Annotated in this window: 15 protein-coding genes; 7 read left to right on the forward strand and 8 right to left on the reverse strand. The window is 53.7% G+C overall.

Annotated elements, in window-relative coordinates; translation table 11 throughout:
- Positions 1–3 precede the first annotated feature (3 nt).
- Positions 4–132 carry a hypothetical protein gene (locus K0H63_RS20050; RefSeq protein WP_258405465.1) on the forward strand — a complete coding sequence of 43 codons (129 nt, stop codon included), beginning with the start codon at positions 4–6 and terminating at the stop codon, positions 130–132.
- 98 nt (positions 133–230) lie between these two features.
- Here K0H63_RS20050 and K0H63_RS03325 read toward each other — a convergent pair whose 3' ends face one another.
- From K0H63_RS03325 to K0H63_RS03340, 4 genes are all read right to left on the reverse strand, one after another.
- Positions 231–989 (reverse strand): PepSY domain-containing protein, encoded by a 759-nt coding sequence (locus K0H63_RS03325; protein WP_220066718.1) that lies wholly within the window; start codon positions 987–989, stop codon positions 231–233.
- Between the two features lie 3 nt (positions 990–992).
- Entirely contained in the window at positions 993–1,502 is a 510-nt protein-coding gene (locus tag K0H63_RS03330) for an FMN-binding protein (RefSeq protein WP_220066719.1), read from the reverse strand.
- A gap of 54 nt (positions 1,503–1,556) precedes the next feature.
- Positions 1,557–2,714: a porin gene (locus K0H63_RS03335; RefSeq protein ID WP_220066720.1), complete on the reverse strand. Its 1,158-nt coding sequence runs from the start codon at positions 2,712–2,714 to the stop codon at positions 1,557–1,559.
- A 258-nt stretch (positions 2,715–2,972) separates the two neighbouring features.
- Complete coding sequence (locus K0H63_RS03340; RefSeq protein ID WP_220066721.1) at positions 2,973–5,147, reverse strand: TonB-dependent receptor family protein; 2,175 nt, start codon at positions 5,145–5,147, stop codon at positions 2,973–2,975.
- A gap of 260 nt (positions 5,148–5,407) precedes the next feature.
- Here K0H63_RS03340 and K0H63_RS03345 point away from each other — a divergent pair, with 260 nt between their 5' ends.
- From K0H63_RS03345 to K0H63_RS03365, 5 genes are all read left to right on the forward strand, one after another.
- Entirely contained in the window at positions 5,408–6,109 is a 702-nt protein-coding gene (locus K0H63_RS03345; protein WP_220066722.1) for a DUF3581 domain-containing protein, read from the forward strand.
- A 235-nt stretch (positions 6,110–6,344) separates the two neighbouring features.
- Entirely contained in the window at positions 6,345–10,025 is a 3,681-nt protein-coding gene (locus K0H63_RS03350) for an ATP-binding protein (RefSeq protein ID WP_220066723.1), read from the forward strand.
- Positions 10,025–10,690: a hypothetical protein gene (locus tag K0H63_RS03355; protein WP_220066724.1), complete on the forward strand. Its 666-nt coding sequence runs from the start codon at positions 10,025–10,027 to the stop codon at positions 10,688–10,690. The genes K0H63_RS03350 and K0H63_RS03355 overlap by 1 nt, the downstream gene beginning before the upstream one ends.
- Complete coding sequence (locus tag K0H63_RS03360) at positions 10,687–11,907, forward strand: phosphoenolpyruvate carboxylase (protein WP_220066725.1); 1,221 nt, start codon at positions 10,687–10,689, stop codon at positions 11,905–11,907. The genes K0H63_RS03355 and K0H63_RS03360 overlap by 4 nt, the downstream gene beginning before the upstream one ends.
- Before the next feature lie 406 nt (positions 11,908–12,313).
- Positions 12,314–13,558, forward strand: a complete 1,245-nt coding sequence (locus tag K0H63_RS03365; protein ID WP_126165765.1) for a dicarboxylate/amino acid:cation symporter — start codon at positions 12,314–12,316, stop codon at positions 13,556–13,558.
- A gap of 440 nt (positions 13,559–13,998) precedes the next feature.
- On the opposite strand, the gene K0H63_RS03370 is transcribed toward K0H63_RS03365, so the two are convergent.
- From K0H63_RS03370 to K0H63_RS03380, 3 genes are all read right to left on the reverse strand, one after another.
- Complete coding sequence (locus K0H63_RS03370) at positions 13,999–14,430, reverse strand: hypothetical protein (RefSeq protein WP_220066726.1); 432 nt, start codon at positions 14,428–14,430, stop codon at positions 13,999–14,001.
- Between the two features lie 225 nt (positions 14,431–14,655).
- On the reverse strand, positions 14,656–15,189 hold the full coding sequence (ppa, locus tag K0H63_RS03375; protein WP_126165766.1) for an inorganic diphosphatase: 534 nt from the start codon (positions 15,187–15,189) through the stop codon (positions 14,656–14,658).
- 123 nt (positions 15,190–15,312) lie between these two features.
- The gene (locus K0H63_RS03380; RefSeq protein WP_220066727.1) at positions 15,313–16,275 is read right to left on the reverse strand and encodes a class 1 fructose-bisphosphatase; all 963 of its coding nucleotides are present in this window, start codon (positions 16,273–16,275) and stop codon (positions 15,313–15,315) included.
- A gap of 229 nt (positions 16,276–16,504) precedes the next feature.
- Between K0H63_RS03380 and K0H63_RS03385 the strand changes: the two genes are divergently transcribed.
- Positions 16,505–18,712, forward strand: a complete 2,208-nt coding sequence (locus tag K0H63_RS03385; RefSeq protein ID WP_258405700.1) for a S9 family peptidase — start codon at positions 16,505–16,507, stop codon at positions 18,710–18,712.
- 172 nt (positions 18,713–18,884) lie between these two features.
- Here the strand turns inward: K0H63_RS03385 and arcA are convergent, their stop codons facing one another.
- Positions 18,885–19,601, reverse strand: coding sequence for a two-component system response regulator ArcA (arcA, locus tag K0H63_RS03390; protein WP_011758719.1), 717 nt, complete (start codon positions 19,599–19,601; stop codon positions 18,885–18,887).
- Between the last annotated feature and the right edge of the window lie 445 nt (positions 19,602–20,046).

A 20,046-nucleotide genomic window follows, 5' to 3' on the forward strand; every position in this document is an offset into this window, starting at 1 on the left:
TTGATGAAAGCCTATCGCAGTATGTGGGTCAGCAGTATGTGGATGACAGCAACGCCAGCCCCTGATGCGCAGGAAGCCGTTAAGCCTTCACTGTGGCGTCGCTGGTTTGCGCGTCCGGCAAAGGTTGCCTAACCCCTCAACCCCATTTCATTGCCTCAATTGGGTTACTGTGCTTTAGCCCAGTTGCTTTACCCGGCTTATGCCGGGTCTTTTTTTATCTGCGGCGGGGTTTATTTGCGTTTGGGTTGCTGGCTTATCCAGATGTAAAGGCCGCTTACAGACAAAAATACAAAGCCAAGGGCGAGCAGGTCCCAAAGCCAGACGCCCCATGGACCCAATATCCGGCCAGCATGCAGGTCTAGCAATACCCGTTCCCAGTGCAGGTGTGCGCTGCGGGCATCCTCCAGTAACTGTTGTTCAGCGGCCTTGCCTTCAAGCCAATGCAATGGCGCAAATGACGTAGTGCGTTGCCACTCAATCAGGTCTTCATCCGCAAGATATTGCCCATTTTCGCCACTCAGCCACAGCTGGGATTCACCTTCGATGGCCATGGCCTTAAGCGGTACAGGTAGCCCGGTGGCTTTATTCTGGGTTTCTACCAATTGGTCATCATCATTGAGGAGATACAGGTTTTCGGCATCAATGGCGATGGTTTGATTGTGCCATTGGGTTGCGGCGATGAGGGGATATTTGGCTTCCAGCACCATGGTACCTTGGTGCCACAGCAAATTATCTGTGATGCCGTAGTCGCCAAATTGCGCGCTATGGGAGGGGAGTTGAATACCGTAATAATCTAATAACCAGGGCAAACGTACCCTGGCGTGTCCAAGCCCTGCGTCGTCGGCGTGATTTATCAGTACGCCTGTTACAGTCAACAGTAACAAAAACAGGCCACCGACAATGCCGATGCGTCTGTGCCAGGGGCGGATTTGTTTGCGCAGCCGGTGGCCGAGTTGTTTACCGGCAGTATTCGAAAGGCGTCGAGTCATCCGTTATGGGGTCTTTTGCACGGCAGCATCCAGATACAGGGCTATCCGGGACAACTTGGTCAGGGCTCTTACCGACAGGGTTGCCCCCGTGATGCCATCGATACTGCGATCCAGTTCAAGGGAGGGCGTCAGTGTCGCCGATTTGAATTGGTTGGTAAAGAAATCATGCCTGACCTCATCACCGCGACTTTCCCTGTATACCAGTACCTTGGTTTTGACTATCTGTTGGTTGGCGATGTGAATACCAACAGTGATGGGAGATTCTTTACCTATTTCTTCCAGGACCCACACTGTCTGTGCCCCATCGCGCCAGTACCTTACTCTGAGTTTGTTGTAGGCGTGGGCAAGAATGTTCTCGATGTTGGCCTTCTGGGTATCATCCAGCCATAACACGCTGGCTTTGGGCACGGTACCCAGCGCATCGGCGATAAAGCCTTCGTTACTCTGAAAGCTGGTTTCGGCGTGTCCCAACAAGGGCCAGCAGGCCAACAGGGTCAGCAGGTATTTCTTCATGATTATGCCGTCACTCAGGTAAAAGGGGGCTGACGCCCCCTCTATCTACTTGCATTAGAACTGGTAGCCAACACCGAGGTTGAAGCCATCGGCATCCAGGATGCCGCTCTGGTTCTCGTAGTCGGCCTTCAGCACGACATTTTCATGGATCCAGTAGTTCACACCCACAGAGGTTACTTTCTTCTTGCTGTCAGTGTTGTCACCGGCTTCGTTGTCCCACTCGTTGTAACGGGCAAACACACCAAATTGCTCATTGATACGGTAAGAAGGCTCTACGTACCAACCTTTTTGGCTGTCACGACCAAGCAGTTCTGCTTCTGCGCCATCGATATCCCACTGGGCGTACAGTGCCTTAACGGTAAAGTCACCGATATTGTAAACGGCATGAGCTTCCAGCAGGGTGGCAGCAGCTTCTTCACCGAGGGAGGCATCGCCCTGAGTCAGGTCGCTCTGGTACTGGGCAGTGGCAGCCAGCTCCAGGCCAGGTACACCTGTGTACTTCACGCGGCCGGTGTAAGCCAGGGCTTCCGCGCTGGCTTCAGACACTTTCTGACGACCATTACGCACCTTGAAGTTTTCTTCCACTTTCAGACCTGAGGTCACGGCGGCATCGAATGCCAGGCCTGGTGCAGCCTTGATGTTCAGAGCCAAACCACCTTCCCACCAGGTTGCCGGGATAATGTCTTTCTCAACCGGATTACGTTCTACACCGTAAAATGCAGGTGGCTCGTGGGTTTCGTTGATAAGACCCACAGGAACCAGGAACAGACCCGCTTTACCTGTCAGGGCATCGCTGAAGTCGTGTTCGATGTAAGCCTGCTCCAGTTCTACTTCGCCTTTGTCATCGTGAGAGGCAATTACGTGCTCAACTTCGACTTCAGAGAAGAATCGGGTCTTGCTGGAAAACTCGTGTCCAAAGAACAGCACAAAACGGTGGAAGTCGATTTGGGCATCCTTGTTGGACATGTTGTTGTAGTGCAGTTCACCGTAGCCGCCGATGGTGGTGGCGCTCTTGGCGCTGGCATTGGCTTCGGCTGCATCGGCAGTCTGCTCAACACGTTTTTCGGTCTCTTCCAGGCGCTTTTCGAGATCTTTCAGAACCTGTTGCTGCTGTTCAATTACTTTGCGCAGTTCGGCGGTTTCATCAGAGGCCATGGCAGTTTGGCTGGCGAACAGACCCAGCAGGGCGCTGGCGATCAGAGTCTTTTTCATCATTTCCCTTTCCCGTTTTATTATCTGAGGGTTAAGCACGCAGCGGATTCTAACAACTGATTTAACAAATGCAAACGATTCGCATTGGGATTAATGATCCAGATCAACAAACGTAAAGCAAAAGTAAAGTGGTCTGATTTGTAATGATTTTTTTTCGTTCAGTGATTAATTTCCAATTAATTGATTTTTAAGATATAAATTTAAGGCATGAAAAAGGCGGCTTAATGTAAGTCGCCTTAGGAATATTAAGAATTATTCTTAGAACTTGTAGGAATAACCAACGGTAATACTTCTGGGTTTGCCTGAAAACACCGAGCCATGGGCGCGGGTGGTCATGTAGGTTTCATCCAGCAGGTTGTCCACTGTCAGATAAACTTCCTGCTGCTTATCAATAAAGTAGCGACCGGACAGATCAACCAGAGTCTTGGCCGCAATCAGATCATCGGCGGCAATCTCACCCTGACCCGCAGTGGCGCGCATATCCGAGGTATAACGGCCTGCCAGGGTCAGCTGCCACTGCTCGGCGCTGATTCCGGCGCTCAGGTACAGCTGATGCTTGGGTGTGTAGCTGAACTCGTCACCCACCTGTACTGAGCCCCAGGTTTCAAACTCCGACTCGAAACTGTTTTGGAACTCGGTGCTGGTGTAGGTATAAGCCAGTTTTACCGGGAAGCTCAGAGCGCCTTGTGTGTTGAATTGGTGGCCAGCTGACAATTCCAGCCCTTTCACTACTACTTCGCCGGCGTTGTACTGGTTGTCCAGCTTGACTTCTTCACAGCCCTGGGCGGCGGTGCAGTTGCCATGCATGTTGCTGTAATCGCCATAGAAAGCGATGGCTTCGGCATTGAAGTTGCCGTTCACAAAGCGGGCTCCCGCCTCGTAGTTCCAGCTCTCTTCTTCCTGGCCCTCAGTGTTGCCAGGGGCGGCAGGGGCAAAGCCCTTTTGCACACCGGCCAGCAGCAGGGTGTTGTCGGTCAGCTGCCAGGTGGCAGAAAGCGATGGCAGCAGTGCCGAGAAGCTGTTTTCCTTGAGCTTTCCTTCGCCGTTGCGGCCTGGGTTGGTTTTGCCCCAGTCTTCACGCTCTACGGTCACATCTTCGTAGCGTACACCGGCGGTGAGTGTGAAGGCGCCCAGGGTGAATCTGTCCTGTACGTAGGCAGACAGAGCTTCGGCGCTGTCGATACGGTTTGAATCTGTACCCGGTACACCGGCCTTGGTCAGGCTCATGTGCTGACTGGCGTCCAAGCTGTAGGTGTCGGCCCACTGGAAGCGGTCCATCTCGTCCTGATGCAGGCGCAGGCCGATATCCAACTGGTGATCGCCAAGCAGCAGCCCCAGTTCGGTCTGGATCCCTTGAGACAGATAACCACGGTTGTTGGCCTTCACACTGACATCAATCGCCCCTTCAGGGTTGGCATCGAAGGCGCTGGCGGCGTCAATGCCACCCTTGGACAGGCTCTTGCCGTCAACCTTGTCGGCTTTGTACCAGTTACGTTTGAAGTCGTTGTAATAGGCGGTGGTAGCGAGGCTGACACTGCTGCCAAAGTCGATGATATGGCTCAGTTGCAGCTGCTTGTGCTCAGTGGTCATTTCATCTTTTTGCGAGGCCGAATAGCGGCTGAATGGCTTGGCTGCGTAGTCGGCATCGGTCAGACCCATGTAGGTCTCGTTGGAGACTTCATCGGCGTACTTGAGTTTGAGTTCCAGACGCTGGGCGTATTTGGCATCTTTAGCGCTGTCGATGGCGACTTTGGCCAGCAGATCGTTTTTCACAAAACCTGTGTCACCGCCAACGCCGTTGATGTCGCGAAAACCGTCGGCCTGATAACGGTACACTTCGGTCACTGCACCAATGCGTTCGCCCTGACCACCGGCGTGGGCGTGCAGCTTGCCGTAACCGTCCTGACCCAGGGCCACATCGAATGCGCCTGCAAGTTCGGCATCAGGAATTTGGCGGGAAACCATGTTTACCACGCCGCCGGTGGTGCGCGGGCCGTATTTCACGGTAGAAGAGCCTTTGAGCACTTCAATTTGCTGCATGCGACCTGAGGTTGGGAAGTAATAGGCCGCCGGTGAAGCATAAGGCGCCGGTGCTGCCAGCACGCCATCTTCCATCACGGTTATCTTTTCTGAGCGGTTCTGACCCGTGCCGCGCATGCCAAGATTGGGGCGCAAACCATAGCCTTCTTCTTCCTGAATATAGACACCGGGCACCGAGGCCAGGGTGCGCATGATGTCGGAATACTTGAAGGTATCCAGCTCTTCCTGGCTTAGCTGATGGGCACTGCCTGGCACTGTGTTGATGGGGTTCTTTTTACCGAAAATGCTGATCTGCTCGATGTCGGCATTGGCGGTTGCCGTGGCGGTAAAGCTTGCCAGCAGGGCGCTGGACAGCAGGCTCAGCTTGATAGCTGGCTTGGCGATGGTGGTCATGGTTTCTCCCTTTTATGATAATGACAATGGTTATCATTTGCAGCGGGAGGTTAGGTAAAGGTGCTTAAGACTAGCTTAATTTCCGATTTCTTTACCTTTGTAATAAAAACGTAAAACCTTGCTGGCAAAGCCTTTTATCTCACCGCTGTCGCAGGTGTTGCTTACTGGTGCAAGTCATCGGGTGAGTTAATTGTCATAATTGAGGTAGACTGCTTGGCCTAAAAAAACGACACAACAAGATTTCAGGTGTATCACTGCCTATGTTTCTCGAGCCTTTTTTTACTCAAACTGATGAAACTGTAACGATTTCTCCTTTTCAGGCCAGCGAGTTTGCCAAGCGGGTCGCGGAAGATTTCAACCCTATTCACGACGAAAGTGCCAAGCGCTTTTGTGTGCCAGGCGACCTTTTGTTTGCGCTGGTGCTGAGCCACTATGGCCTGAGCCAGAAAATGCAATTCAAGTTCGAAGGCATGGTGGGCGAGGGCGTGTGCCTGAACTTCCCGGCCGAGATGGGCGACAGCTTCCCCATCTGTGACAGCCGCGATAAGACTTACCTCAGTGTCAGCCGCCAGGGCGATGTGAGCCGCTGCGAGGCCCAAATCGAGTCTTTCGTGCGCAGCTACGTGTCTTTCTCCGGGCTTAACTTTATTCATGTGCTGGTGCCCATGATGCGTGAACACGGGGTCATGATTAACCCCGACCGTCCACTGGTGATCTACGAGAGCATGGCGTTCGATCTCAATACCCTGGATTTCGATCAGGTTGCGTTGGAACTCAGCGATGCCCGCCTCAGCGTGGATGGCAAGCGCGGAGACGTGACCCTGGAATTTGCCCTTATCAGCGACGGCAAGCAGGTTGGCACCGGCGTTAAGACCCTGGTGATGAGTGGCCTGCGAGCCCTCGATGAAGCCGCCCTCGATGGCATGGCACAGTTCTACGAAGAGCGCCGCGCTACCTTGTAACGCATAGCTTGGCTTAAATTCCCGCCAAACAGCTCACAAAGCCTGATATGGCGCCGCTTCAAGGCCCCGTGTGATTGCCATCCACGGGGCTTTCCTTTACCTTAATAATCCTTTCCCGTGTGTGTTCGCTCCGCTCAGGTGTTTGCCTCTAAACGCGTGTATTCCATCCATGGGCCTTGGTCGTGATCCCGACCTCTTGCCGCCAGATTGCGGCCGCTTTGCTTTAAGGATAAAGATGTCTAGCTTGCAACGAATCGTGCTTATCGACACCCACCTGCCTGGGGTGGTCGAGCTGGCCCTCGACGGCCATACCAATATCTGTGGTACCAATGCCTCGGGCAAGACCACACTGCAGCGACTGGTGCCGGTGTTTTATGGCGAATACCCAAGCCGGGTGGTGCCCTCCACCCGTGACAGTTTTGAGCGCTGGTACCTGCCCCACGACAGCAGCTATATCATTTACGAATATCGCCGCGGCGATGGCATGCTGTATCAGGCTGTATTAAGTTCCAACGGCGATGGCAAGGGCATCAGTTACCGTTTTATCGCCAAGGGCTTCGAGCTGGATGATTATGTGAAGGCCCGTAACGGTGATGCCCTGGTGTGCCACACCGCCGCCGAGCTTGGTCGCGAGATGAAACGTGCCGGCATTGCCCACACCAATCTGCTCAATACCCGCGAATACCGCGCCATTATTCAAAACGATCGCACTCTGCTGTCGAGCGGCACCAACAGGGTTGAGCTCAGAAGCTATGCCCGCCAGTTTGCCCTGTGCGACGCTGAGCACACCTTAAGACACATCGAAAAACTCGCCAAAGCGGTGCACTCCAAAGAAGGCAAGATGGAAACTGTGAAGTCCATGATTGCTGCCATTCTGGAAGAAGACGGCGTAAATCCGCCGACCTCGCGCATCAATCCACAGCAGGTGGAAAACTGGATCCGCGAGTGCCAACTTATTGCCGGATTTGAAGAAATTCGTCCCGAGTTCGACAAGCTGGAGCAGGAGTTCAATCAGCTGCTGTCTGCCGAGCTGCGTCTGGCCGGGCTGCACAAGGGCTACAAGGATGACGAAGTGCTGGAGGCCGAGCGCCTGGAGCGCTGTCAGACCGCATCCAAGGAATACAACTTCCGCCTGCGCCAGCTCGATGACGAGTGGAAGGAAAAGCGCGACGAGCTGAACCAGGAAATCTCCGCCGCCCGTGGTGATGTCAGCAAGTTCGAGCACGAACTTGAGGTGATTGAAGATCAGCACGGTGCCTTCCTCGATGCCGATATCGAAACCGCCAAGGGTGACCTCGAGCAATTGCCGCTGTGGCGCACCGACCTTGAAAACTTAAGCGAGCGCCATAAGCTGCTCACCGACAAACACCAGGACGTAGAGGCCGCCTATAACGCCCGCCGCTCCAAGATTGTTGAGCAGCTCAACCGCGACCTGGAAGTGCTGGATCAGGATCTGGATAAGCAGCGCGACGCCCGTGAGCGTCAGGCAGCCGCTGCCCGCAGCGATCTTGAGAAACTCGAGCAGTTCTGGCGCGATCAGCTGGAAGCGGGCAAGAATCGTTTCCGCGAAGAGGAATATGAGCTGAAGCTCGCAGCCTCTGAAGAAAAGCTGCGCCAGGATGCGGTGACCTACACCGAAGAGGAAAAGCTCAATCTGGCGGTGTTTGATGAGCGCATCGAACGTGCCGACGAAGAGCAGGAAGCCAGCAACGCCAACGTGGAGCGTCTGGCGCTGGAAGAGCGTCGTCTGCGCTCCCGCCGCGATCAGGCCAGCGAAGCCCTGCGCCTAGCCAGCATCCGCGTCAGCGAGCGCCAGAATGCTCTGGATGAGCTCAAGACCATGCTCTTCCCTCAGTCGCACACCTTGCTGGAATTTCTGCGTAAAGAAGCCCCCGGCTGGGAAGAGCACCTGGGTAAGGTGATTGCCCCCGAGCTGTTGCACCGCACCGATTTGCATCCTTTTAACGCTAACAGTGGCGCCGATGGCAATAGCCTGTTCGGCATAGGGCTGGACTTAAAGGCGCTGGATATTCCCGAGTATGCCCAGAGCGAGCAGGAACTCAGAAGCCGTCTTGCCAAGGCCGAAGAAGCCCTCGGCAGTGCCCGCGAAGTGCAGGAAGCCGCCGAAGAGCAGCTGGTGACAATCAACGGCGAGTTGGAAAAGCTCTCCCGCGAACTCACCTTTGCCCGCACCGCCTTTAAAAACGCCCGCGAAGACCTGCGCCGCCTGTTCGATGAAAAGCGCGCCGAGCAGGACAGGGTCAACAAGGCGCTGGCCGAGCGTAAGCAGCTGGCCGGTAAGCGTTTGGTGACCATAGAACATCAGCTTAAGCAGCTTGGCCGCGACCATCAGGACTGGCTGGAGGAGACCAAAGAAGAGTCCCTCGAAGCGCGGATGGAGAAGAATGCCTACTGGCAGGAAGTGGTGGGCGCACTGGATGCCCAGATTGCTTCGGTCAAGACGGGGATCGAGAGCCGCCGCGCCAACGCCAAGGCCGAAACCAAGGCCTGTGAGCAGTGGTACAAAAACGAGCTTAAGTCACGTGGTGTGGACGAAGACAAGATTGTGGGCCTTAAGGCCGATATCCGCACCCTCGAGCGCAGGATTGCCGATGCCGAAGGCCGCCGCGCCGATGTACTGCGCTACGAAGACTGGTATCAGCATACCTGGCTTAGCCGCAAGCCACGGCTTGCCGAAGAGCTGGCCAAGGTGCGCCGTGCCCAGTCGGAGCTGGAGCAGCAGCTCGCCCGTTTTTCAAGCGAGGTGAAAACCCAGCGCAGCGAACTGGAGTCGGGCCGCAAGGCCTCCGATGCCGCCCAGGTGGAAGCCTCGGAAAACCTCACCAAGCTGCGCTCATTGCTGCGTAAACTGGCCGACCTTAAACTCGCGCCCACCGACGATGAGGCCCAGGGCAGCATTGGCGAGCGTTTGCGTCAGGGTGAAGAGTTGCTGCTAAAACGCGATTATCTGGTGGGCTCGGTGAAGCAGTATGTAGAGCACTTCGATACCGTGATTGCCGCCAAGTCGGGCTCTGGCCTTGCCGAAACCTGGGAACGTGCCCGGGAAGAGGCCACCTCCATTAACGACAAGGGCATCCGTATTCTGGATTACCGCAAGCTGGTGCCAAGTCTGGAGCAGCTTTTGAACGTGATGGTGCCCCAGTCGATTATGGCGCTGCGGGAGCAGGGACGGATCTTCGGGGTGGATCTCACCGCCTTCTACGACGTGCTGGCCGATATCGACCGCCGTATTGCATCCCAGAGCGCCCGTATCACCCGTGAAGTGGGCGAGGAGCTGTTCCTCGATGGGGTGTCTGAATCTGCAGTGCGCATTCGCTCGCGGATCAGCGAGCTTGAGTTCTGGCCTGAGCTGGAAGTGTTTGTGGCTGCCTTCCGCCGCTGGAAGAGTGATGGCTTTGCCGGCCTGCCGGACGAGCATTACACCAACAGTATGCGCCGGGCGCTGGATATCATCGGCAAGGCGGCGCTCAGTGGCGGTATCGCCAAGCTGCTGGAAATCGAGCTGCGCCTGCGTGAAGGCAACTCGGATCTGATTATTCGCACCGACCGCCAGTTGAATGAATCCTCAAGCCACGGTATGGCATACCTGATTTTGTGTAAGTTCCTGCTGGCCTTTACCCGTCTGCTGCGGGGCTCGGCCCAGGTGACAGTGCATTGGCCCATCGACGAGCTGGGCACCCTGCACCACAACAACGTGAAGAAGATTTTCGATGCCTGCGAGAACAACAATATCTCGGTGCTGGGGGCTTTTCCGAACCCCGAGTCTGAGGTGCTGAGTCTGTTCAAAAACCGCTATATCATCAACAAGCAAACCCGCAAGCTGCAGGTGGTGAAGCCCAAGAGCAACCCCATCGCCGATAAGCTGGCCAGCCGTATTTCCAGGGAGGCGGTGTAATGTCTGACGCAAACTTTTCAGGAACTGGCACAGGTCTTGTGGGTCATGGCGCCCTGATTGAACGGCTTTTGCGGGGCGAGTTTATCTGCCGCGTGACTGACGAAGACGGCTGGCGTGCACTCAAGTCGCCTGCCGTGCGCGAGCGTATCGAAACCTACCTCAATCAAATCAACCGCACTGTTGCCAGCGCTGGCGAGGGTGAAGTGTTTTTCTGCGGTTATGCCCAGCTGGGTGAAGCTGAGCGCAAGGTGATTTCCAGCCAGTTTAAAGACATCTGCCAGGCGCTGATTCCGCTGGTGGAGTGGCTGGTGTTGGTGCAGGAAGCCTCCGGCCAGGATGCGCCCCTCACCGAAGGCGCGCCTGTGCGTTTGACTGAACTTCAGGGCCGCATCGAAGAGACTCCTGCGTTTCGCGAGCAGCTTGGCAAACTCAGCCAGTACCGGTTGTTCGGCTCCACTTCAAGCAACGTCGATGCTCAGCTTAAGCTGGTGTTCAAGCGTCTGGTGGAGCTTGGCTTCCTGACCCGCCCCAACGTGGAAAAACAAATCTACATCGCCACGGGAAAGCTTGATTATCTCTATGAAGTGATTCGCTTTATTGATGAAACTGAAGGGCTGAACCTGGAGGCGCAGGCTGAAACCGCCACCCAGAGGGAGCTGATATGAGCAGCAACCTGCACCAGTCCGGGGTGCGGCTGCTGAGGATGCTTGGCCGTCACGCCGAGACAGTGATGGATGTGTATCTGAGCGGCGCTGTGGATGAGGCCAACGCCGATGCCGGTGTGCTGAAAAAGCTCACCGAGGCGGGCATTTTGTGGCGCCCCGAGGAAGATGAGGGCCTAAGGCTAACCCGCAGCGTGCGTGCGCTGCTTGAAGAGGGTCTTAAGGATGAGCGCAATCGCCAGATCAACGCCAACGTAGGCTCGGCGCTTGCCACCATCAAGACCCTGGCCGACCACTATAAGGAAGCGCGCAGCCACTCGGACTACAGCGCCGCCGAGGCGTATCTGGCCGATCTCAGTGAGCATGTGTATGCCTTTACCGAGAACCTGCGTTATTCCATCCGTGTGCTGTGGGGGCGGATTAACAACGAATTCGGTTATGTCGGTACCATCAGCGCTAAAATCCGCGAGAACGAACTGGCCCAAAGCCAGGTGTCTGAGCTTTTGAATGGCCTGGAGCTGTTTCAGTTCAGCGAACTTGGGGAAATCGCCTCTGATATCCGAGAGCTTCGAAAGCTGCTGGTGACCACCCTGCAGGAGACCCTGAGTGACTGTACTCAGGAGCTCAGTGTGGTGCAGGCAAGGCTCCTTGAACTGCTTGGCCGCTTCCGACAAATTCAGGGCCGTACCAGGCTGCTCAGGGGCTGGCTTCTGTACACAGATATGCACCCTGACTATGAACCCATGGATCATGTGGCTCACCGCAAGGTGCCCATGCTGTTTAACCGCGCCGAGGCCATGCTGGCCGATGCCCATGTGGATGTGCGTAACCAGAGCCAGGAGCAGGAGCTCATGGAGATGGTGGCGCGCATCAAGTCCATCAGTCGCCTCGATCTGAAGCCTGCGGCCAAGGCGGCAGAAACCAGCGTGGTGCTGAGTGCGGCGGAAGACTTCGATATTCCGGAAAACCCGCTCAAGCAGGATGTGGAAGACTACTTTGTGGCGGTAATCGATTCGGGCAAGCGCCAGTCTGCGCTGGAATACCTGCAGGAAAAAGCCTTGCCGTGGGATTCAGAAAGCTGGATTTATCAAGTAATTGGCGGCTTTGAGGGCCTGAGCGAAGAGCATAAATCCTTCTTCGAACTGGAGCCTTTGGGTGAGCCTCATCCTGTGTATACCGGCAACTTTATTATCCGCGACGTGGAGCTGTGGCTCAGTTAATCCCCTTGTCTTGCCAAGGCCACCTCAGGGTGGCCTTTTTATTGGCTGTAACATGGCGTGCCGGGCTGGCTGAGGCGGTGGATGCAGAGAATTACTGAGTAAGGTGGGTTTTTGCTGGTGACATTGACTGCAAGGATTGGTGTTTTTGGTTTTATCCGCTGGCTGTTTTTAAGTGGTTGTTTTGGAAGTGTTTGCCATTGGTAACATTGGCTGCATCTGTGTAAAGGCAGAAATTTCTGCTTTTGAGTGATAGCTGTTAAATTTCAGCTGGTTATGTTCTGCTTGTTATAGGGTTGCAGGATTGTGTCCATACATTTTCGTTGAAATTGCGGCTGGCATGTTTCACTATCCGGGAGCGAACGGGGCAGCAGACCCCAGACACAATAACAACACAGGCATGCAATCTATGTTCAAATCTCTGTCGGCCAGGATCTTCCTTGGCCTCGCTATCGGACTCCTGTCCGGCACTCTGGTGCAGTACGTGCTACACGATATCAATTTCTTCTCCGGCACCCTGGTTGAAATCGCCTCTGGCCTTGGCACCATGTTCGTCAACATGATCATGATGCTGGTGGTGCCGCTGGTGTTTGTCAGCATTGTTTGCGGCGTCTGTGAGCTTAAAGATCTTTCGAGTTTCGGCCGTCTCGGCGGCAAGACCTTCGGCTTTTACATCATCAATACCCTGGTGGCGATATTCGCAGCCCTGACCGTGGCCCTGCTGCTGGAACCCGGCAAGGGCGTGGACATGACTGGCGGCGGAGAACTGGCCATTACCGCCACCGAACTGCCGAGCCTGATGGCGCTGGTGGTGGACATAGTGCCCCGCAACCCGGTGGCGGCCTTTATGTCGGGTAATATGCTGCAGGTAATCTTTATGGCCTTGCTGCTTGGCGGCGTTATCAAGTCGCTGGGTGAGCATGTGGCCGGCGCCGTATCGGCGTTCCAAACCGCCAATAAAATCATGATGAAATTGATTTCGGTGGTGATGCATCTGGCGCCCATTGGGGTTGGCGCACTGATGTTCAAACTGGGCGCTACCCTGGAAGCCGGGGTGTTCCTCAGTGTGATGGAATATCTGGTGCTTATTCTTGGCTTGCTGCTGCTGTGGATTTTCGTGGTCTACCCTTATGCGGTGCAGCTGTTCACCCCGGTGAAGGCCAGCGTGTTTCGTGAGAAAACCCAGGAGCAAATCCTGTTTTCCCTCTCTACCGCCAGCTCCAATGCCACCATTCCGGTGACCATGCGAACCCTTACCGAAAAACTCAAGGTGAACCGCGCCGTGGCCGGTTTTGGGGTGCCGCTGGGCGCGACCATGAACATGGGCGGCGTATCCATCTACATCACTGTGGCAATTTTCTTTATCGCCAACGCCTTTGGCATGCCCATTACCATGGAGCAGCTGCCAGCGCTGGTATTCAGTATCTTCCTGCTTTCTGTGGGCGCCGGTGGTGTACCCGGTGGCGGCATGGTGATGATTGGCGTGCTTATCCATCAGATGGGCTTGCCGGTTGAAGCCTTTGCGCTGGTGGCCGCTCTGGATAGGCTTATCGATATGGTACTGACTTCCTGCAACGTGGTGGGCGACACCGCGGTGCTGACGATTGTCGATCAGACCGAGCGCCCCCATCAGGTTGCCAGCGATGATGACTGAGCTGTCATGGAAACAATGAGCCGACGTGTAGTCGGCTTTTTGTTATCTGTATTTATGATGTTTTTGGAAGGCTGTATTAGCGCGGTTTACTGGTTAAAAGTCGGGCGAACATATCAATAGCGTTTGCTTTCAACAGTGCCATGAAATCCTGAATATTAATTATTGCAAGATACTAATTCAGGTATTCGCTATTTCATCGAGGGATACGGATTAAATATTAATAGACGGCTGACTAAAGCTCGATCACCGTGCTGTTGCTTTATTTTTTTGTAAAGAGGATATTATTTTAAGTCATAGTTAAGTTGGCCACGAATAGTAGTTGGTTGGGCCAACTTATACTGAAGTTTTAGTAGATTAAAAATGCATCGTTTTAAACATGTTCTGCGATTGCGTAAAGGCAGTGAAATATGTCAAAAAAATGCATCAATGAACGGCGTTGGTTAGAGCTTACAGCTTGCTGAAAAAGCGCTGATATTGTTCTTGTGTTTTTCAAGATTGAATTGTGAGATAGCCGTGTTTCCGGTTCGAAAGGAAATCGCCTCAAGGGTTAGCTCAGCGTTTTCTAACTCAGTAAGTGACTGTAACCAATCAATATTAGTTTCGCTGGTGAACTTTCTAATACTCGCTTCACCAGAAAGCTTCGCAACAACATGATTATTATTCTGAATGATAAGACTGCTCCTGTCCTGCGAAAGTGCAAACACCTTCGGCAGGGTAAGCGCAATAGACAAAGCTTGAGTAGACTTTATACAACCCAATTCAAGTTCTAGATCGGATTGCACCAATCTAATATTGTTGTCGGCTGCAAATGCCAGTTGGAGTGGAAGAATTACACTTGCGAGAGCACAGAAACTTCGAAACACTTGGTACATCCTTAATACCTGATAAAGGGATATTGGCTAAACCTAAGTAGAGGGTTTAGTCTAACAGGCGTATTTTATTGATTTTTTGACAGCAGTCAAAAGTTTGACATCGGATTGTTGAAAAATAATGCTCGATATTGTGCGGTTTATTTGAATTTCAATTTAATAGTTGATTTCGTGCACAAAAAAGCCGCCCCCGATATTCCGGGGGCGGCTTTTTCACAAACAGACTGATTAGGCTTGCTTGTTGTAGCGCTCGGCGCTGGTGAGGATTTCTTCGCGGGCAGCAGCGGCGTCTTCCCAGCTTTCAACCTTCACCCACTTGCCAACTTCCAGATCCTTGTAGTGTTCGAAGAACTGTTTGATCTGGGCTTTCAGCAGAGCTGGCAGGTCGTTCACGTCCTGAATGTGGCCGTATTCTTTGGACACTTTCTCGTGTGGAACGGCAACCACTTTTGCGTCTTCACCTGACTCGTCGGTCATTTTCAGCACGCCAACAGGGCGACAACGGATCACGCTGCCAGGCTGCAGTGGGTACTGGGTAGGTACCAGCACGTCAACTGGGTCACCGTCCAGGCTCAGAGTCTGGTTCACATAACCGTAGTTGCAAGGATAGAACATTGGAGCAGTCATGATGCGGTCAACAAACAGGGCGCCGCTGTCCTTGTCCACTTCGTACTTGATAGGATCGTGGTTCTGTGGGATCTCGATGATTACATAGATATCATCTGGCAGGGATTTGCCCGCTGGCACTGCATTCAAGCTCATTTGCATATCCTTTAACGGTATTTGAAATCAGATTTCAGAAAATCGGTTGGCGCGTATTATAGCGCGATTTGGCGGCTTGCCAATCAAAGGCCGCCGCCATTGCACTAAAGACTAACTTGAGCCTTATTTGTGGTAACCGAGACAGGCATCAACCTCGTTGGCCGAGCCTAAAATTACCGCCACGCGCTGGTGAATTTCGCTGGGCGCTATGTCCAGAATGGTCTCGTAGCCGGTGCTGGCCTTGCCGCCCGCCTGTTCAACCAAGAATGCCATTGGATTAGCCTCGTACATCAGGCGCAGTTTGAATGGCTTTTTCGGGTCCTTGGTGTCGGTGGGGTAGGTGAACAGGCCGCCGCGGCACAGCACCCTGTGCACATCGCCCACCATGGCTGCAATCCAGCGCATGTTGAAGTTCTTGCCGCGCGGGCCTTCTTTGCCCTGGATCAGGTCGGTAATATAAGCCTGCATGCCCGGCTCCCAAAAGCGCTGGTTGGACATATTAATGGCAAACTCGCCTGTGTCTGGGCTTATTTGCACGCCATCTACAGTTAGCAGATAGTCGCCGCTTACCGGGTCGAGGGTGAAGAGCTGCACGCCCTGACCTGTGGTCAGCGCCAGCATGGTGGATGGGCCATAAAGCACATAACCTGCGGCCACTTGTTTGCGACCGGATTGGAGGAAGCTTTGCTCACTTACGTCACCGCTTGGGGCTGGCAGCACAGAGAAAATGGTGCCTACCAGTGAGTTGATGTCGATATTGGATGAACCATCCAGTGGGTCGAAGCACACCAGAAACTGGCCATCTTGCGCCAGCGGTACTATCTCATCTTCTTCTTCAGAGGCGAGCGCCTTCACAGAGCCTTGGGCAGCCAATGCGTCTTTCAGCATATCGTTGGTGATAACGTCGAGCTTTTTCTGATCTTCACCCTGCACGTTTTCGGTGCCGGCTACGCCGAGCACGCCGGCAAGAGCGCCACGGCGCACGGCCTGGCTGATGTCTTTGGAGGTGTTGGCCAGTACGGTTAACAGGCTGGCAAGTTCCTCACTGATAGCGCTTTGTTTGAGGGATTGGGACAGGGTCTGCATCTTGTGTCCTTCTGATTAGACAAATTTGGGGAGGTCTTTGGAATAATTCTGGCGCTAATGATACCTGAGATTGGTGATATTTTCAGTGGCTTTGCCATCGGCTATTACTTTGGCAGGGCCGAAGTTTTCGGGCAGAATGGTTGGCTTACAGTCGATAACTGATTTGAAATACACACCTCACGAACCACCCATGGAAAAAACAATGATTAAAAAAATCGTGGCTTCATTGATGTTGGCGGGCGTTGCCGTCTCCATTCAGGCGGCGCCGGCCTTTCCGGGCGCAGGGACTGAACCTCTGGCAATCGAGCGCATGTACGCTTCTCCTGCATTGGCGGGCAGCAGCCCCCGTGGTCTGGCGCTGTCTCCCGATGGCAGCAAGGTCACCTTTTTGAAGGGCCGCGCCGACAATCAACACTTCTATGATTTGTGGCAGATGGACGTGGCGAGCGGCAAGGTAAGCCTGCTGCTGGATGCCGACAAACTGGCGGGCGGCGAGCTGTCCGATGAAGAAAAGGCCCGCCGCGAGCGTCAGCGCATTTATGGCCAGGGCATTATGGAATACTTCTGGGCCAAAGACGGCGAGGCGTTGCTGATCCCGGCTGCTGGGCAGCTATATTACTTTACCCCCAAGAGCGGCGATGTGCGTCTGCTTGCTACTGGCGAAGGTTTTGCAACCGATGCCAAGTTGTCGCCCAAGGGCAACTATGTCTCCTTTATCAAGGAGCAAAACCTCTATGTGTATGAACTTGCCAGCAATAAGCTCACACAGCTCACCAAAGACGGTGGCGGCGCTATCAAAAACGGCATGGCCGAATTTGTGGCTCAGGAAGAAATGGATCGCATGACCGGTTACTGGTGGTCGCCTGACGAAGCGCGCATTGCCTTTACCCGTATCGATGAGTCGCCGGTGGAGCTGGTGACCCGCAATGAAATCTATGCTGACGGTATTAAGCTTACCGAGCAGCGCTATCCTTATGCCGGCAAGGCCAACGTGGAAATTGCCCTGGGCATTGTTGCCCTGGGTGATGGCAAGGCCGAATGGGTGGATTTGGGCAAAGAGAAAGATATCTACCTGCCGCGGGTGAAATGGCTGCCAAACAGCCCTGAGCTCAGTTTCCAATGGCAAAGCCGTGACCAACAGACCCTGGAGCTGCGTAAAGTGGCGGTGGCAAACCCCGGCAAGACAGAGCTGCTGGTGAAAGAAACCAGCAAGGCCTGGGTGAACCTCAATAACGACCTGCACTTTTTGAAGGACAGCGGCGATTTCCTCTGGACCTCAGAGCGTGATGGTTACAGCCATATTTACCTGTTCGAGGCCAGGGGCAAGGTGAAGCGTCAGCTTACCGAGGGCGACTGGACTGTGGATAGTATCGCCTATGTTGATGAAAAGGCAGGCCTTGTGTACTTCAGTGGCCGCAAGGATAAGGTCATTGAGCGTCATCTGTACCGGGTGAGCCTCAAGGGCGGCGAGATTGAACGGCTCTCAACCGAAGCCGGTATGCACGGCGCCGTGTTTGCTGAAAACAGCCCAGTGTATCTGGATTACTTCAACAGCCTGTCGCAGCCGCCTCAGGTGAGTTTGCACGATTCGGCCGGTAAGCATCTGGCCTGGGTGGAAGAAAACGCCGTCAAAGCTGGCCACCCACTGTATCCCTTTGCCGGTCTGTGGCAGCTGCCGGAGTTTGGTACTCTGAAGGCCGACGATGGTCAGGCGCTGCATTACCGCCTGTTCAAGCCAGTGAATTTCGATGCCAGTAAAAAGTATCCTGTCGTGGTGCGGGTATATGGCGGTCCCCATGCGCAGCTGGTGACCAACAGCTGGAGCGAGCAGGACTACTTTACCCAGTATCTGCTGCAACAGGATTATCTGGTGTTTCAACTGGATAACCGCGGCTCGGCCCACCGCGGCACCAAGTTCGAGTATGTAATTTACCAAAACCTCGGTGATGCCGAGGTTCGTGACCAGATGGCCGGGGTGGATTACCTGCGCACGCTGCCCTTTGTGGCAGGGGATAAGGTGGCGATTTACGGCCACAGCTATGGCGGTTACATGGCGCTGATGAGTCTCTTTAAGGCGCCAAGCCACTTTAAAGCGGCGATTTCCGGCGCCCCTGTGACCGACTGGCGCCTGTACGATACTCATTACACCGAGCGCTATATGGGTCATCCGGAGCGCAACGGCGAGGGTTACGACAAGGCGAGCGTGTTCCCCCATGTGGGCGGCTATCAGGGTGGGCTTTTGATGTACCACGGTATGGCGGATGATAACGTGCTGTTTGAAAACTCGACCCGGGTTTACAAGGCGCTACAGGACGAAGGCAAGCTGTTCCGTATGGTGGATTACCCCGGCTCCAAGCACTCGATGCGCGGTGAGAAGGTGCGTACCCACCTGTATCGCACCCTGGCAGATTTCCTCGACAGCGAGCTTAAGCGCTGAGCGATGGCTGAACTCCAACCCTAATAAAAAGGCCTGTCATCGACAGGCCTTTTTTGTACGGCGTTATTGGCTTTACGAACATGTGCCGGAACAGCGCAGAGGCTTGTATCTTTCGGAAAATATAATAAAAAAAGCCAATCCGAAGATTGGCTTTTTAAAGAAGGGTTAACCCTTATTCGTCCAGGTTACCGCAGAAGCGATAGCCTTCACCGTGGATGGTGGCGATGATTTCTGGCGTGTCCGGCTGGCTTTCGAAGTGCTTACGGATACGGCGGATAGTCACGTCTACGGTACGGTCATGTGGCTTGAGTTCACGGCCGGTCATCTTCATCAACAGATCGGCGCGGCTCAGGATCTTGCCTGGGTTTTCAACGAAGTGCAGCATGGCACGGAATTCGCTGCGTGGCAGTTTATAAGACTCACCGGTTGGGCTGACCAGAGAGCGGCTGTTGATTTCCAGGCTCCAGTCATTGAAACGATAAACCTCGACCGCGGCTCTTTCTTCGACTTCGGCGCCAGCGCTATTGACGCGAGTCAGAAGGTTACGGGCACGAATGGTCAGCTCACGTGGGTTGAACGGCTTGGTAATATAATCGTCCGCGCCAATTTCAAGACCCAGGATCTTGTCCACTTCGTTGTCACGGCCAGTCAGGAAAATCAGGCCAATGTTGTTGATTTCACGCAGTTCACGTGCCAACAACAGCCCGTTTTTACCTGGCAGGTTGATATCCATCACCACCAAGTTGATTTTATTTTCCTGCAAGGCTTTATGCATTTCTGCGCCATCGTTGGCCTCAGTCACCACATATCCCTCGGCCTCAAAAATACTTCTTAATGTATTACGGGTAACGGCTTCGTCTTCTACGATCAGAATGTGCGGATTTTGCATAATCAAGTACCTAAATTTAAAACAAATCTGTGCTAATCGGGTGTGTCGGCTGACTGTCAGCCAGGCCCTGCTTTTTTATTCCGGCAAGACCCAAATAACCTGAGGAGGTAAAGAGACAACGCCTTGGGGCACACTCTACGACTAGTTCAATAATCCTCCCTCAAAGGGAAGCGCGAACTGTACTCACTTCGATAAAAAACTACTTGCTGAAGTTCCCAAGTCGTTATTTTTTTTCAAAGTATAAATGTTAAATTGAATATGGATCACATTTTGTACAGTTGTTTAGCCAAGTTACTGACATCAGCGGAAAATTTGTAACAGCCTGTATCAAATGAACGGCTGAATGATTTGGATGGCTAACGCTGTCAATTGTACTCGTTTTAGGCATTTGTTAACAATTGAAATGTTAACAAATCCTTTGTAGTCGCCGATTAATTATCATTAA

It is taken from the genome of Shewanella zhangzhouensis (genome assembly GCF_019457615.1).
In the GTDB taxonomy this organism is placed as follows: domain Bacteria; phylum Pseudomonadota; class Gammaproteobacteria; order Enterobacterales; family Shewanellaceae; genus Shewanella; species Shewanella zhangzhouensis.